This window comes from Aliiroseovarius sp. Z3 (genome assembly GCF_029105185.1).
Taxonomy (GTDB): Bacteria; Pseudomonadota; Alphaproteobacteria; order Rhodobacterales; family Rhodobacteraceae; genus Aliiroseovarius.
In genome coordinates this window covers 390,263-405,229 of record NZ_JAFMZK010000003.1, presented here as the reverse complement: position 1 = coordinate 405,229, position 14,967 = coordinate 390,263, and the positions used below count along the sequence as shown (strand labels likewise).

Sequence of the window (14,967 nt, the reverse complement as noted above, 5' to 3'; positions counted from 1 at the left end):
CTTGCGCACGACGGCCCCGATCCTTGATCTGACCAACGTCCGGTTCCGCTGGCCGGGACAGGCGTCGTTCGGCCTTTCGGTGCCGTCCTTCCAGATTGCAAGGGGTGAGACCGTCCTGCTTCTGGGCGAAAGCGGTTCGGGCAAATCGACGTTGCTGTCACTGATCTGTGGGACGATCCGACCTGATACCGGAACGGTTGTGGTGGGGGAAACCGACCTGTCCAATCTGACGGCCTCGGGACGCGATCGTTTCCGGGGCGACCATATCGGCGTGATTTTCCAGCAGTTCAACCTGCTGCCCTTCGGGACGGTTGCGGACAACATTCTGCTACCATTGCGTTTTGCTCCAAAGCGTCGCGCGCGTGCGAAAGACCCGCTAAAAACAGCGGCAGAGCTATGTTCGACGCTTCGTCTCCCCGCCTCGCTCCTATCGGCGAAAGCAGCAACGCTTAGCGTCGGTCAGCAGCAGCGCGTTGCCGTCGCGCGCGCGCTGATCGGTCAACCGCCTATCGTGATCGCGGACGAACCAACATCGTCACTGGATGCCGATAGCCAAGCGGCATTTCTTGATCTGTTGTTCAAGCAGGTTACGAAGAACGGGTCGTCACTTCTGATGGTCAGCCACGATCACCGCCTTGGCGATTGGTTTGATCGCGTGGTCCGCATGGACGACATCGCGACCATCGAAAGGCATGCATCATGATCCTCCGGCTCGCCATCGCCTCGCTGCTCGCGCGTGCCTTGACGGTTGGCATGACTGTGCTTGCGATTGCGCTTTCAGTTGCCCTGTTCCTCGGTGTTGAGAAGGTGAGAACCGGCGCTAAAGCGAGTTTCGCGAACACGATTTCGGGAACCGACCTGATCGTTGGCGCGCGTTCCGGTTCGGTGCAGCTCCTGCTCTATTCCGTGTTTCGGATTGGCAACGCCACCAACAACATCACCTGGGATAGCTACCAAGACATTGCTGCCCAGCCGCAGGTCGACTGGATCGTACCGATCTCGCTCGGCGACAGTCACCGACAGTTCCGCGTGATGGGCACAAGTCCTGAGTTCTTCGCGCGCTACAAGTACCGGCAGGGGCGATCGCTTGCGATGACAGACGGGGTCGTGATGGCGGATCTGTTCGACGCGGTTATCGGTGCCGATGTGGCGACGACGCTCGGTTATTCTGTGGGCGATCCCATCGTCGTGGCCCACGGACTTGCATCTTTTACAGAACACAAGGATCAGCCGTTTCGCATTTCGGGCATTCTGGAGAAAACCGGGACTCCCGTCGACCGAACCGTGATCGTAAGCCTGGAAGCGATCGAGGCGATCCATGTGGATTGGCAAAGCGGTGCGCAAATCCCGGGGCAATCGACGCCCGTCGACGTGATCCGCCAGATGGATTTGGAACCGAAGGCCGTGACCGCCGCTTTGATCGGGGTGAAAAGTCCGCTCCAGACCTTCGCTCTTCAACGCGCGATTAACGAGTATCCGGAAGAGCCGCTTTTGGCTGTCCTACCCGGTGTCGCCTTGCAAGAGCTTTGGGCCATTGTCGGCGTGGCTGAAACCGCATTGTTGGGCGTCTCTGCAATGGTTGTCGTGACGGCTCTTATCGGAATGATGGCGACGATCTTCTCAAGCCTGAACGAGCGCCGACGCGAGATGGCGATCTTTCGCGCCATGGGGGCTCGCCCCCTTATCATCGTCGGTCTTCTGGTGCTCGAGGCGATGCTGACCGCCGCCATCGGTGCGGTTCTTGGCCTAAGCTTGCTTTATCTGGCGTTGTTCATAGCACAACCAATCGTGGACAGCGCCTTCGGTCTATGGCTGCCAATCGAAGCACCGTCGCTGCGCAAACTTTGGGTTCTGGTTGGCGTCATAGCCGCTGGCGCGATTGTGAGCTTTGTTCCGGCGCTTCGCGCCTACCGGATCTCTCTGGCCGATGGTATGTTGGTAAGGACATGAGATGGACGCAACCAACCAAACTTACCCGGCGCACGGCCCTGGCCCTTGGCTTGGCTGGCGTGGTCACACCACGATTTTCATTCGCCGCAGCAGCGCGTGAAATCACTTGGGACGATCTGATCCCACCCGGAGTGCCCTATTCGGAAATCATCGGAGAGGGCGAACTGGATGAAGTAAACGATACGTGGAATCCAATCTACGACGCCAACGCAACAAAATTGAACGAGACGCTCAACGGCGCGTATATAAGAATGCCCGGCTACATCGTTCCGCTGGAACTTGGCGCGAACGGTGTGACGCGTTTTCTTCTGGTGCCCTATGTGGGCGCCTGTATTCACACGCCGCCTCCGCCGCCCAACCAGCTTGTCTTTGTGTCGAGCGAGACCCCTTGGCCAAGTGACCAACTGTGGGACGCGGTCTGGGTGACCGGTGTCATGCACACCCAATTGCAGTCAACCGAACTCGGTGAAACTGGCTATGCGCTGACTGCAGATAAAATGGAGATCTACGAATGGTGACCGGAGTTTGCCGCCGATATGTTCTGGCTGGCTTTGCGGCCCTTCTGGCTGGTCCGGGCACACTTCGCGCTGAAGAGGTTATCGACCTTGAATGGGCGGATCTTCTGCCAGAGGGTCAGACGACCATTCCACCCTCCCTGAACGGCTTGTTGCCGCATGATCAAAGTGATCTTGCCGCCAGTCAGCCACAATCCACTGGGGTCCGAACGGATTGGAACGGCCAGATCGTCCGGCTTCCAGGTTTTATCGTCCCGATTGACTACAAAGATACCGGTGTCACGGCCTTCATCCTTGTTCCCTATGTCGGCGCCTGCGTGCATGTCCCGCCGCCACCTGCGAACCAACTCGTTTTTGTCACGACAGGCGAGCCATACGAGAGCAATGGCCTGTTTGAACCCGTCAACGTGACTGGCATGTTCGGCACGGCGTCGACCTCAACGCAGTTGGCAGAGATCGGATACGCTCTTTCAGCCGAGAAAATCGAGCCCTACCTATAGCCGAATATGGAATGGACCGACCGGCTCGACAGGCCGCACTGCCGCATCCCGATAAGCATGCAGACCGTTGCGCTGGTCCACCCGCAGAAGCACATCCTCTGGCAAAAATGCGGTCCGCGCCCGCTCATTCCGAGCGGGCGCAGCCGCCACAGCGCCAATTTGCACCCGGCGCTTAAGCGATTTTGCTCAGAGTTGTCATACCGTGTCTTGAGCGGGCGGTTCCTTTGCCCCCGTCATAAAAGCCACCGCATCAGACATGGTGTAATCCTTAGGGTCGATCGTGCAGAGGCGTTTGCCCAGACGGTGGATATGAATCCGATCAGCAACTTCGAACACATGAGGCATATTGTGGCTGATCAGGATGATTGGAATGCCTCGGGCGCGGACATCTTTGATCAGCTCCAGCACCTTGCGACTTTCTTTCACGCCCAAGGCTGCTGTGGGTTCGTCCATGATGATGAACTTTGTGGCGAAGGCCGCGGCGCGGGCAACTGCGACCCCTTGGCGCTGACCGCCGGACAGCGTTTCGACCGGCTGCTTAATCGACTGCACGGTCATCAGCCCCAGCTCGGTCAGTTTTTCGCGGGCGAATTTCTCCATCGCGGGTTTGTCCAGCATCCGAAAGAACTTGCCCATAAAGCCCGGTTTGCGCAGCTCTCTCCCGGTGAACATGTTATCCGCAATGGACAAGGCGGGGGACAGGGCAAGGTTCTGATAGACAATCTCGATCCCCATCTCCCGCGCCTCGATCGGGGACGAGAATTTGACCGGCTTGCCTTCAATCTGGATTTCACCCTCGTCTGGCACAGTGGCCCCGCAGATCGCCTTAACGATCGAGGATTTGCCCGCCCCGTTATCTCCGATCACGGCCAGAATCTCACCGGGACGCAGCTCGAAATCTGCATGGTCAATCGCCGTGACATGGCCATAACGTTTGACGATACCTTTGGCTGATACAACAGGTGTCATGCGGAAACCCTCCGGATCCATTGGTCGATTGCGACCGCGATGATAATAAGCCAACCGATAGCAAAAACCTGCCACAGCACATCTACACCCGCCATACGCAGGCCAGACTGGAAAACGCCGACAATCAATGCGCCAAACAGCGCGCCCATAATTGATCCACGTCCGCCGAACAGAGATATCCCCCCGATCACCACAGCGGTGATGGATTGCAGATTCCCCTCATAGAATGATTGCGGCGAAATCGACCCGACGCGCCCGATTGAGGCCCAGCCCGCGACGGCACACACCAGCCCTGCCAGCATGTAGACCGACACAAGCGTGCGTTCAGTACGGATACCGGACATCTCGGCCGCCTCCATATCGTCACCGATCGCATAGACGTGGCGACCCCAGGCCGTTTTGTTAAGCATGTACCAAAGCACCACGAAGATCACGATCATCAGGATGACGCCAAATGTAATACGCGCGCCGCCAACGTTGATGGCGTTGCCAAAGAACTTCAGCAACGGTGCGTGTTCATCAATATCCTGGCTCCGAATGGACTGCGCACCAGAAAGCCAGAGGTTCAGCGCAAAGAAAATCGACCAGGTGCCCAACGTGGTAATGAAGGGGGGAAGTTTAATCTTGGTGATCAACAGCCCATTCATCGCCCCTGCCAACATCCCGCCGATGACGCCAACGATAATCGCGATCGTCGGTGGCACTCCAAAATTGACAGCCAAGTTGCCCATGATCACGGACATCAGAATCATGATTGCTGCCACGGACAAGTCGATCCCGGCGGTGATGATGATCAACGATTGCGCCGCAGCGAGCATTCCGATGATCGACACTTGCTGCATGATCAGGGACAGATTGAATGCGGAAAAGAACCGTCCGCCCGCTATGATCCAAAATGCGACAAGGCTGAGCATCAGGACGATGACCGGCACGAAGGTTGGATTGTTGTGCAAGATGTGCTGGACGCGCTCCAACACCGTGTGATGGCGGCGCTCGAACTGGGCGACATTGGTGTCGCTGCCGTCCAAGACCTGTTCGTAGCCTGCTTTGGTTGTCATGGCGATCTCCCTCGCCCCAAGCCTAAGCCGGGACGCCGAGTGTGGTCAAAGTTGTCGGTGATTGGGTTTGAACCGGGGCGAACTTCACCCCGGCTCAATTTGCTTAGGCAGGGATTAGCCCCAGCACTTTTCCAGACCCTCGGCCGAGGTCAGCGATGGGATGCCATCCACCGGTTCATCCGTGATCAGCTCGACACCAGTGTTGTAGAAGTCGAGACCTTCGGTGTTCTGCGGTTTGGTGCCGGTTTCCGCCCAGGTCTTGATCGCGTCGATGCCAAGCGAAGCCATCAGCAGCGGGAATTGCATCGAGGTCGCACCAATCACCCCTTCCGAGATATTCTGAACACCGGGGCAGCCGCCATCGACAGAAACGATCAACACGTCGTTTTCCCGACCCACGGACTTCAGCGCTTCGTATGCACCGGCAGCAGCGGGTTCATTGATGGTGTAGACCACGTTAATTTCAGGATCGATCTGCATCAGGTTTTCCATCGCAGTCCGACCGCCTTCTTCGTTGCCGTTGGTCACGTCATTACCAACGATGCGCGGATCATCCTCGTCACCAATGTCGGTCGGATCTTTGATGTCGATGCCAAAGCCCTGAAGGAACCCGTTGTTGCGCAGGTAGTCGACCGAAATCTCGGATGCGTTCAGGTCCAGCATCGCGATCTTGGCGTTTGCTGCCTCGTCACCCAGCTTGGCGGCAGCCCATTCACCGATCAGAACGCCTGCTTTGAAGTTGTCGGTGGCAAAGGTCGCATCAGCAACGCTGGCGGGTTCGAACGGGGTATCCAATGCGATAACCAAAGCCCCTGCGTCGCGGGCTTGCGTGATCACCGGCGTCAATGCACGGCTGTCGGTCGGAGTGATCAGGATACCTTTGGCTCCGGAAGCGATGCAGGTTTCGACTGCGGCGACCTGGCTTTCCACATCGCCGTCGATTTTTCCCGCAAAGGTCGACAGGCTGATGCCGTTTGCCTCGGCAGCTGCAGTCGCGCCTTCTTTCATCTTCACGAAAAACGGGTTGGTGTCGGTCTTGGTGATCAGGCATGCGTTGATGTCCGCAGACGCTGCGCCCGCCAGAGCGGTCAAAGCAATAACCGAAGATGTCAGCAGTTTTTTCATGGTGTCCTCCCATCCATGTCATTTCAAAACATGTGACCACCTCCATGCTGGCCACGCACCTGCTCTGAAACAGGTTGGACCCTAGAAGGCACGATTCTGAAGCGCCTGTCAATTAGTTTGTAAACTTTACTAACTAAATTCTTCCCGCTATCTTCCAATTGGATAACAAGGGAATTAAGGTGCCCGGCATGGACGGAGACATCACAACAACACGGCGCCGGGGCGTAAACCAAAGCGGTTTGCGGGACCATAACGAACGCCTGATCCTGTCTGTCCTGCAGCGTCACAGAACCGTTCCCGCAGCTGAACTGGCGCGGCGCACGGGTCTTTCAAAACCCACGGTTTCAACGATCCTGCGCAACCTCGAAGAAGACGGGCTTGTCCGCCGAGGCGACCCTGTGCGTGGAAAAGTGGGCAAACCGTCCACACCCATTGAGCTGGATCCCGACGGCGCGTTTTCTGTTGGCCTGAAGATCGGACGCCGCAGTGCAGATTTGTTGCTTTTGGATTTCGTCGGAACGGTGCGCGAGCAGTTGCACACAAGTTATGACTATCCGATGCCCGATGCCGTTTTCGGGTTCTTAAAGGCGGGACTGAAAGACTTGCTTGAAAGCCTACCCGCAAATCAACAGAAGCGCGTCTGTGGGATTGGAATTGGGACGCCATTTGAACTTTGGAAATGGCACGATCTATCTGGCCTAGCCGCTGAAAAATTCCGTTCGTGGAAAGATGTGGATTTTGCCCAAGAGGTGGCGCACTTCAGCAATCTACCGGTCTATGTCGTCAATGATGCCACCGCCGCCTGCCACGCCGAACACCTATACGGACGGGGCAAAGAATATCGCGACTTTGCCTATTTCTACATCGGCTCTTTCATTGGCGGTGGCATCGCCCTGAACGGTACAGTGTTTGAGGGAAACAAGGGAAACGCGGGGGCGCTGGGGTCTATGCGCACAACCGGCCCCTTGGGTGAAAGCCAACAGCTGATCGACACAGCCTCATTGCATCTCCTCGAAGCGCGTTTGATCGAAGCTGGTATTGACCCAGACCTCATGTGGAAAAAGCCGCAGGATTGGAGCAGACTTTCCCGCTATGTAGACCCCTGGATCGGAGAAACGGCGCAAGAACTGGCGAAGGCGTCATTGTCGATATGCTCGGTTATTGATTTTGAAGCGATCCTGGTTGATGGCGCTTTCCCACCCGAGATCCGGGAAGAGTTGGTTGAACGGGTTCGACGGTATTTGGTGAACCAGGACAAGCGCGGCTTGATCGCACCGACCGTTGAAATTGGAACCGTCGGAGAAAACGCACGCGCGATCGGTGCTGCAAGCGGCCCGATTTTCGCGGAATACCTGCTCGACACAAATGCGGGACTGTCTTCGATCTGAGCGGGAACGCGGGCCGCATTCAACGCAGTCACACAAGAGCTTCAGACACCGCAAAGCGTTGGCACGAACGGCATTTACGCAGCAGAGTGGATCACACGTTGACAGCAATGTAGAACTGGTGCTGTCAAAACACGTGATCAGCAACAACCTTCAACGACGCAACAGATGGGGAGACTGCGCAATGAGCTTGGCGGAATATGTCCGGATATTGGGGCGTGGTCCGGGTCGTGCGCGGTCTCTGACACAGGTGGAAGCGTATCGCGCCATGACGCTTATGCTATCCGATGATGCCCCGCCGGAGGCGGTTGGAGCCATACTTATGCTGATGCGAATGAAGGGCGAAACCGCCGACGAAATCGCCGGATTTGCACAAGCGGCGCAGGATGCATTGCGCGCGGGACCAGCGGCGGATCTTGATTGGCCGAGCTATGCGGCGGGGCGTACGCGCGGGGCACCCTGGTTTCTGCATGCTGCCCAGTCCATCGCACAGGGCGGGACGCGGGTTTTGCTGCATGGCTGGAACGGACCTGACACACGCGTCCGTGCGGGGCTGAAGACACTGGGTATTCCGTATTGCACCACGCTGGATGACGCCGCATCTGCGCTTGATCTCGGATGCATTGCCTATCTGCCGCTCGAGACAATCCACCCCCGCCTTTTTGCTCTGCTAAACCTGCGGGAAATCTTGGGGCTTCGATCATGTGTGAACACGGTGTGCAGAATGCTGAACCCCGGTCGCGCTGCGGCAAGTGTTCAGGGTGTTTTTCATCCGTCTTATCGGCTGCTGCAGGCCGATGCCGCACGGCTTCTGGGTTGGAAGGCGCTGACTGTAATCAAAGGGGGCGGTGGCGAATTTGAACGTCATCCGGCCAAGACGGTCGAAGCATTTGGATTGCGACAGGGTCAGCCTTGGCAGAACAGCGTGCCGCCCTTGGTGGACGAGATCGCCCGACTTCAGGATTATGATGGGCCACTGGCTCCCGTCGACGCTCCGTTTACGCGCGCCATGATTGCGGGAACCATCGAACTCGTGCATGATACACTTGCCGGGACTGGTCCCACTGCCCGGCTCAAGGATATGGCCTAAGCCCCAAGCGCGCGATTGCCAGAATTCGCTGTTGGCTGCTGCAACCGTGGCAAAATGCGTGGCCACCACCTCTCTGACGGCAATCAACGCCTCGACATCTGGCCGGTTCATCCTGACCGCGACGCGCGACGATTAGACGGACAGTTCAAAGCCGTTTTTCCGGTGCTTCTGTGATCAGCAACGGAAACCAGGATGACATCACAGATCCTCTCACGCTGGCATCGTTCGCCAAAAGCCTGTAGCCACCGCGCCGACAAAGCAACACATCACTTCATCCCGCGTCAAACATGCGTTCGCAATGGCGTCCCAGCGCGACAAACGATAGCCTTTGCACGAACTTCATCAGAGCAGGAAGACCCATGAAAATCGTGCGCACGGACAGCGAACTTCAGACCCCGAAACTGGATGCCGGGTTAATCTCGGCCGGGCACGAGTTGGTGCTGCTGCCGGACGGGGTCTCGGAAAGCGTAATGTTGGAGGCGACGCGCGATGCCGACCTGATCCTGATGTGTTACACGCCGATCACGCGCCAGATCATAGAAAATGCATCCCGGTTGAAGGGCATCGTCAAATATGGCGTCGGTATTGACGCCATCGACATTCCCGCAGCCATCGACGCCGGGGTGGCCGTGGTCAACGTGCCGGAATATGCGGAAGAAACGGTGGCCGAAGGGGCGTTTGCCCTTTTGATCGCGCTGGCCAAGAAGTTGACTGCACTCAACACGCATATGACATCGCTCGGATGGGCCTGGCCCGAGCCGACTTGGTTGGGATCAGACATCGCAGGCAAGACTGTCGGGATCGTCGGCTTGGGCAAAATCGGGCGCAGCATGGCGCGTATGGCCGGTTTGGGGTTTCGCGCGAATGTCATCGCCTACAGCCCGCACACCTCGGCTGAGGAAATGGCCGAACTGGGTGTAACGAAGGTCGACAATCTGCGCGATCTGATGGCTCAAAGCGATTTCGTCACCATCCATTCAGTGTTGAATGACGACACACGCGGCATGATCGGCACAGACGAGCTTCGCGCGATGAAGCCCTCGGCCTTTTTGATCAACGTGTCACGCGGTGCGATTGTTGACGAGGCGGCGCTTGTAAAGGCGATCCGCGAGGGCTGGATTGCAGGTGCCGGACTGGACGTGTTCAGTCAGGAACCCCTCACCCGCACCGGCCACCCGATGAGCGAACTGTTTGACCACCCAAATGTGATCCTGTCACCTCATCTGACGTTCTATACCGAAGACGCGATGGAACGGCTTGAGGATGAAACCCTTGCCCGCTGCCGCGAGGTGCTTGAAGGTCGCGATGTTCTGGTCAAATCCCACGACCCACGCCTAAGGGCGCAGAGCAAAGGCGTTGTGTTTGCCGACTAAGGCGCGGATCAGCGCCCCAATCCGATAAAGATGATCCCGGCGCCAACAGCGCCCGCGGACAACAGTCGTCGCGCCTTTGGTCCTTCTCCAAACCACAAGACCCCAATCAAGGCGGCGAATATCACCGATGTTTCGCGCAGTGCCGACACAATGCCCAACGGTGCGATGGTCTTGGCATACAGCACCAAGGCATAGGCCGAGCCCGAGACGACGCCCCCCATGAAGCCGATCAACAGTGTTCTGGGCGATTGCGCGCGCAGCCGGTCCATGCGGCTGGGAAACAGAAACAGCACAATCAGGATTTTAGACAGGAACAGCCAACCAATATATCCCAGCGCGTGGCCCGCATTTCGCACACCGATCCCATCGACCAACGTGTAGAGCACAACGGTTCCACCAATCGCCAACGCTGCCAGCAGCGCGTTTCGGGACATCGCTGCATCGAACGCGCCCTGAGCCAGAAACATGATCCCGGCTGAGACACAGAAGATGCCGATCCACGCTTGCAGCGGCAGCACTTCGTCCACCCAAAACTGTGCGCCCAACGCGACCAGAACCGGGGCAAAACCACGCGCCACGGGATAGATGAAGCTAAGATCACCCAGCCTGTAAGCCACGTTCAGGAAATAGAAATAAAGCCAGTGAATCGCGATAGACGCCGCCATGTAAGGCCATGCAGACACGTCGGGAATTGGCACGAACCCGATGAACGTCAGCGCGAAGGCGACATGGCCCAATGCAATCATGCCCAGCATGATCACCCTGTCCCCTGCCCCTTTGACCAACGCATTCCAGAGCGCGTGCAGAAAGGCCGCCGACAAAACGATCAGAGCGATCTGCGCAGTCATGCTGCGTCTTTGATCGCCGTCACCACGATATCAAGCGCACGATCCAGATCGTCGCGCGAAATGGTCAGGGGGGGCGACAGGGTCAGAACGCAGCCTTGGCTGATCTTGAAACTCAGCCCCGCCTCCAGACAGGCATAATAGATCCGCTCGGCCCGCGCGTTGCCCGGAGTTCTCAAGGCGCGATCCTCGACAATCTCAACCCCGAACATCAGGCCGCGACCGCGAATGTCTCCGACCGTTGTAACATCCTGCAGACGATCCTTCAGCACCTGCATCGCGTGTTTGCCAAGCTCGGCAGAGCGTTCGACCAACCCTTCTTCCTCAATGATTTCGATGGTGGTCAGGGCAGCGCGGGACGTGACCGGATTTTTCTCGTGCGTATAATGCCCGATTGCGAAATCCCCGCAGACATCCAGCTCTTTCCGGGCCACACATGCAGCGATGGGAAGGATGCCCCCGCCCAGCGCTTTGCCCATTGTGACGATGTCTGGGATGATCTGATCATGCTCGAACGCAAACATCTTGCCGGTCTTTCCCAGCCCGGTCGGTATCTCATCCATGATCAGCAGCGCGCCGTGACGGCTGCATGCTTCACGCACGGATTTCCAGAAACCAGCCGGCGGAACATACGGTACCGCACGCATCGGCTCGGCAATCACCGCGGCCACGTCGCCTTCGCGCTCCAGCACGTATTCGACCATCTTGGCACAGGCCAACCCACAGGTGTCCGGGCTTTCATGATTATAGGGGCAACGATAGCAGGCGAAGGGCGCGACATGCTCGGTACCCGACAGAAGCGGCCCGGCGATGTGGCTCCGGAAGGTCGCCTCGCCGCCAACACTCGCGGCCCCCAGCCCCGCCCCATGGAACGCATCCCAGAACGAAATCGTTTTGAACCGACCCGTCGCCGCACGCGCGATCTTCAGCGCCACTTCGTTGGCGTCCGATCCGCCGGTGGTGAACAGGATTTTCCCAAGGTCACCCGGCGCAATCTGTGCCAGTTTCTCGGCCAGTTCGACGGCAGGATCATTTGTGAAGCGGCGCGGGGCGAAGGGAAGGTCGTCAAGCTGCGCCTTGATCGCGGCCACCAGCTTGGGGTGGCCATAGCCGATATGGTGGACCGAGTTTCCATGGAAATCCATGAACTTACGCCCGTCCATATCCTCGATCCAGATACCATCGGCCTTGGCGATGGTGCTGACACAGGGGCTGGACAGGCTTTGGTGCATAAACGCGCTGCCATCACGTTTCAGCAATGGCCCGGACTTGGGGCCAATGGATTTCTTCAACCACGCACGCCGCGCATCTGACGTGTTGGATTCGCCTTCGGTGTGAACAATTTTTGTTGTCATGGGACCTCGAACGGAAAAGGCGAGACCCGGAAACCGGGCCTCGCAGTCAGGGAGGAAGAAACGACCTGGCGCATGTCAATTCGGCCAGGGAAGGGAGTATGTCTTGACGTTCGTAAAGAACTTCATCGCCTCGGTGACACCTTCCTTGACGGCGTTGCCACTGTCTTTGATGCCGCCGAACGGGGACGTTTCAATCCGGTATCCGGGTTGTTCCCAGATATTGCAGGTGCCCACATCCAGCCCGTTGATATAGGCAATCGCCCGGTTCAAATCATTGGTGCAAACGCCCGACGACAGACCGAACTGGGTCGAGTTCGAGATCCTCATGACCTCCTCATCATCATCTGGAACCCGGACGATCGGGATGATCGGACCGAAGGTTTCTTCCATCACCAATTCGCTGTCATGCGGCACGCGGTCCACCACGATCGGGGGCAACAGCGCGCCGTAACGACCGGGGTGATACAGGATTTCGGCGCCGTCTTTCTCGGCCATGAACACACGCTTTTCGAAAAGCTCGGCGGCCTGAGCGTGGATCACGCAGCCGAGTTCCGTATCCGGGTCTTGCGGGTCGCCAAACTTGATCTTCTTGGCCTTCTCAAGCACCAATGGCACGAACCTGTCGGCCACGCTTTCCTGCACAAGAATACGCTTGATCGCGGTGCACCGTTGACCGGAATTGCCGGTCGCCCCCGCCACCGCAATGGTCGCGGCCTTGTCCAGATCGGCGTCGGTCAGGTCGTTGCAGATAATCAGGGGATCGTTGCCGCCAAGCTCCAGCGCCTGCCGTTTGTATGACGCCTTTTCGGCAATCATCTTGCCCACCGGCACGCCACCGGTGAAGGTGATGATGTCGATGTTTTCATTGACGATCATCTCTTCGCCGATGTCTTGCGGCCAGCCGGTGACCACCTGAAACATCTCTGGCGGCAAGCCCGCTTCGTACAGGATATCAGCCAACGCAATTGCCGTGAGTGGTGTCAGTTCCGTCGGTTTGCACACCATGCAATTGTTGGTCGCAATCGAGGGTGCGATCTTGTGGCTGACCATGTTCAGCGGGTGGTTGAACGGTGTGATCGCGCTGATCGCCCGCACCGGTTCGCGCTTGGTGAAGATCTTGCGCTCTTTCCCGTTATGAGTCAGATCACACGAGAAAATCTCGCCATCATCATTCATCGCCTGAGCGGCGGCAAACTGATAAACATCCTGCGCGCGCTTGGTTTCATAGATCGCGTGCTGGTGACAGATGCCCAGCTCCAGCACCAGCCACTTGGCCAGAAATTCGCGCCGTTCCCCGATCAATTCGCCTGCGCGTTGAAGGATTTGCGACCGCTCATAACGCGACAGTTTGGGTTTGTAATTCGCCGCAATCTCAAAGGCACGGCGCGCATGTTCAGCGTTGCCGGCGGGCACGGTGCCAATGACCTCGTCGGTATAGGGATACTTCACAGGCACGACATCATCGGCAAAAACAATCTCGCCCCCTATGCGCATCCCTTCGTGACGGATGTCGTCTTTGCTCATGACATTATCCTTCATATCAAAGCGCCGCCGCCTGAGTGGCATAGAAGAACGCGTCGAAGTTGCGCAGCACGGGGCGTTCCGGCAGGGGCAATACACGGTTGCAGATGAACGGCACCTCTTGCTCGGTCAAACCGCCATGGCTGCGCAGGGGTTCATTCAGCGCGGCAAGGTCATGGCGGTGCTCGGACGTGCCGATGCAGATGTTTTCACCTGACACCAGAACGATGTCACCGATCCGGTCTGCAGGCAATTCAAAGCGGGCAACCGCTTCTGCATTGGTCAGCACGTCGGTGATCCCATCGGTTGCACGCAGCTTGGCGATGATGTCATCCTGATTGGCGCTGTCGGGAAGATAGGCGGTCGCAAACGACCCCAGCGCGCCGTGGTGCACCACATAGGGGTCGGTGATCGGCAGGATCAGACGCGCGGCAGCCTCACCCAACCATTCGTCAAGAAGGTCCTGCACATAGACGACCGAAGGCGAGCCGTCGGCGTGGTGCTTGGGCTTCATGCCGTGGTCAGCGGTCACGACGATGGCAGCACCCAGCGCGTCCAGCTCGGTCAGGTACTTGTCGAACATCTCGTAAAACGCTTTCGCCTCGGCCTGATCGGGGGCGTATTTGTGCTGCACGTAATCCGTGGTGGTCAGATACATCACGTCCGGCTTCCATTCGCGCAGAAGCTTGACGCCGGCAGCAAAGACGAACTCGGACAGCTCGGCCGAGTAGACCTCGGGCTGTGCCATGCCCAGCCATTTGCTGGCCTCGGCCTGACCATGGTCTTCCTGGGTCGATGTATCGGATTTCTCGGCCGAGAAGCATTTGGCGCGGTCGTCGTCAAACTTCAGCCCAGCCCCCAGAAGGGCGCGCAGCTTGTCCTTCGCGGTCACAACGGCCACACGGGCACCCGCATCATAGAACGCCTTGAAGACCGTCGGCGCGCGCAGAAAACGCACGTCGTTCATCATCACCTCTTCGCCGGTCTCAGGCTCATACAGGTAATTGCCGCAAATCCCATGCACCACCGGCGGGCGACCTGTCGCAATCGACAGGTTGTTGGGGTTGGTGAAAGACGGGATCACCGAATGCGCCAGCCGGTCGGTGCCTTCCGCGCGCATCCGCTTCAAGGTCGGCATCAACCCATCGGCAATCGCCTTGTCCAGATACTCTGGCTCGCACCCGTCAAGGCAGATCGCAATCGCGCAGGTTTTCGGAGCAGGATAGGCGCGCCCGTTTGCTACAACGGGGGTTTGAATGGTCATAAGGTCGTTCCTTCGTA

Annotated in this window: 14 protein-coding genes and 1 pseudogene; 7 read left to right on the top strand and 8 right to left on the bottom strand. The window is 58.0% G+C overall.

Annotated features, from left to right (window positions below; all coding sequences use genetic code 11):
- The first annotated feature begins 1 nt into the window (after position 1).
- From J3R80_RS07630 to J3R80_RS07615, 4 genes are read left to right on the top strand one after another with little or no spacing between them, the layout of a single operon-like run.
- Positions 2 to 703 carry an ABC transporter ATP-binding protein gene (locus J3R80_RS07630; RefSeq protein ID WP_275393167.1) on the top strand — a complete coding sequence of 234 codons (702 nt, stop codon included), beginning with the start codon at positions 2 to 4 and terminating at the stop codon, positions 701 to 703.
- Entirely contained in the window at positions 700 to 1,950 is a 1,251-nt protein-coding gene (locus tag J3R80_RS07625; protein WP_275393166.1) for an ABC transporter permease, read from the top strand. Before J3R80_RS07630 ends, J3R80_RS07625 begins: the two co-directional genes overlap by 4 nt.
- Positions 1,947 to 2,468, top strand: a complete 522-nt coding sequence (locus tag J3R80_RS07620; RefSeq protein WP_275393165.1) for a DUF3299 domain-containing protein — start codon at positions 1,947 to 1,949, stop codon at positions 2,466 to 2,468. Before J3R80_RS07625 ends, J3R80_RS07620 begins: the two co-directional genes overlap by 4 nt.
- Positions 2,462 to 2,965, top strand: coding sequence for a DUF3299 domain-containing protein (locus tag J3R80_RS07615; protein WP_275393164.1), 504 nt, complete (start codon positions 2,462 to 2,464; stop codon positions 2,963 to 2,965). Before J3R80_RS07620 ends, J3R80_RS07615 begins: the two co-directional genes overlap by 7 nt.
- A gap of 195 nt (positions 2,966 to 3,160) precedes the next feature.
- Here J3R80_RS07615 and J3R80_RS07610 read toward each other — a convergent pair whose 3' ends face one another.
- The 3 genes from J3R80_RS07610 to J3R80_RS07600 all read right to left on the bottom strand — a co-directional run bounded on the left by J3R80_RS07610 (position 3,161) and on the right by J3R80_RS07600 (position 6,117).
- The gene (locus J3R80_RS07610; RefSeq protein ID WP_275393163.1) at positions 3,161 to 3,934 is read right to left on the bottom strand and encodes an ATP-binding cassette domain-containing protein; all 774 of its coding nucleotides are present in this window, start codon (positions 3,932 to 3,934) and stop codon (positions 3,161 to 3,163) included.
- A complete protein-coding gene (locus J3R80_RS07605) occupies positions 3,931 to 4,992 on the bottom strand; it encodes an ABC transporter permease (RefSeq protein WP_275393162.1) in 1,062 nt (353 codons plus the stop codon). The genes J3R80_RS07610 and J3R80_RS07605 overlap by 4 nt, the downstream gene beginning before the upstream one ends.
- 114 nt (positions 4,993 to 5,106) lie before the next feature.
- On the bottom strand, positions 5,107 to 6,117 hold the full coding sequence (locus tag J3R80_RS07600) for a sugar ABC transporter substrate-binding protein (protein WP_275393161.1): 1,011 nt from the start codon (positions 6,115 to 6,117) through the stop codon (positions 5,107 to 5,109).
- A gap of 188 nt (positions 6,118 to 6,305) precedes the next feature.
- On the opposite strand from J3R80_RS07600, the gene J3R80_RS07595 reads away from it, so the two are divergent.
- Positions 6,306 to 7,505 carry an ROK family transcriptional regulator gene (locus J3R80_RS07595; RefSeq protein ID WP_275393160.1) on the top strand — a complete coding sequence of 400 codons (1,200 nt, stop codon included), beginning with the start codon at positions 6,306 to 6,308 and terminating at the stop codon, positions 7,503 to 7,505.
- A gap of 181 nt (positions 7,506 to 7,686) precedes the next feature.
- On the top strand, positions 7,687 to 8,592 hold the full coding sequence (locus tag J3R80_RS07590; protein WP_275393159.1) for a glycosyl transferase family protein: 906 nt from the start codon (positions 7,687 to 7,689) through the stop codon (positions 8,590 to 8,592).
- Between the two features lie 55 nt (positions 8,593 to 8,647).
- On the opposite strand, the pseudogene J3R80_RS07585 reads toward J3R80_RS07590, so the two are convergent.
- A pseudogene (locus J3R80_RS07585) lies at positions 8,648 to 8,703 on the bottom strand (hypothetical protein); the annotation flags it as partial.
- 248 nt (positions 8,704 to 8,951) lie between these two features.
- Here J3R80_RS07585 and J3R80_RS07580 point away from each other — a divergent pair.
- Positions 8,952 to 9,965, top strand: coding sequence for a C-terminal binding protein (locus J3R80_RS07580; RefSeq protein ID WP_275393158.1), 1,014 nt, complete (start codon positions 8,952 to 8,954; stop codon positions 9,963 to 9,965).
- Between the two features lie 8 nt (positions 9,966 to 9,973).
- Here J3R80_RS07580 and J3R80_RS07575 read toward each other — a convergent pair whose 3' ends face one another.
- The 4 genes from J3R80_RS07575 to phnA form a co-directional block, all read right to left on the bottom strand.
- A complete protein-coding gene (locus J3R80_RS07575) occupies positions 9,974 to 10,813 on the bottom strand; it encodes a DMT family transporter (RefSeq protein WP_275393157.1) in 840 nt (279 codons plus the stop codon).
- Complete coding sequence (locus J3R80_RS07570) at positions 10,810 to 12,165, bottom strand: aspartate aminotransferase family protein (RefSeq protein WP_275393156.1); 1,356 nt, start codon at positions 12,163 to 12,165, stop codon at positions 10,810 to 10,812. Before J3R80_RS07570 ends, J3R80_RS07575 begins: the two co-directional genes overlap by 4 nt.
- A gap of 75 nt (positions 12,166 to 12,240) precedes the next feature.
- The gene (gene phnY, locus J3R80_RS07565; protein ID WP_275393155.1) at positions 12,241 to 13,689 is read right to left on the bottom strand and encodes a phosphonoacetaldehyde dehydrogenase; all 1,449 of its coding nucleotides are present in this window, start codon (positions 13,687 to 13,689) and stop codon (positions 12,241 to 12,243) included.
- Positions 13,690 to 13,705: 16 nt separating this feature from the next.
- A complete protein-coding gene (phnA, locus tag J3R80_RS07560; RefSeq protein WP_275393154.1) occupies positions 13,706 to 14,950 on the bottom strand; it encodes a phosphonoacetate hydrolase in 1,245 nt (414 codons plus the stop codon).
- Positions 14,951 to 14,967: the final 17 nt, after the last annotated feature.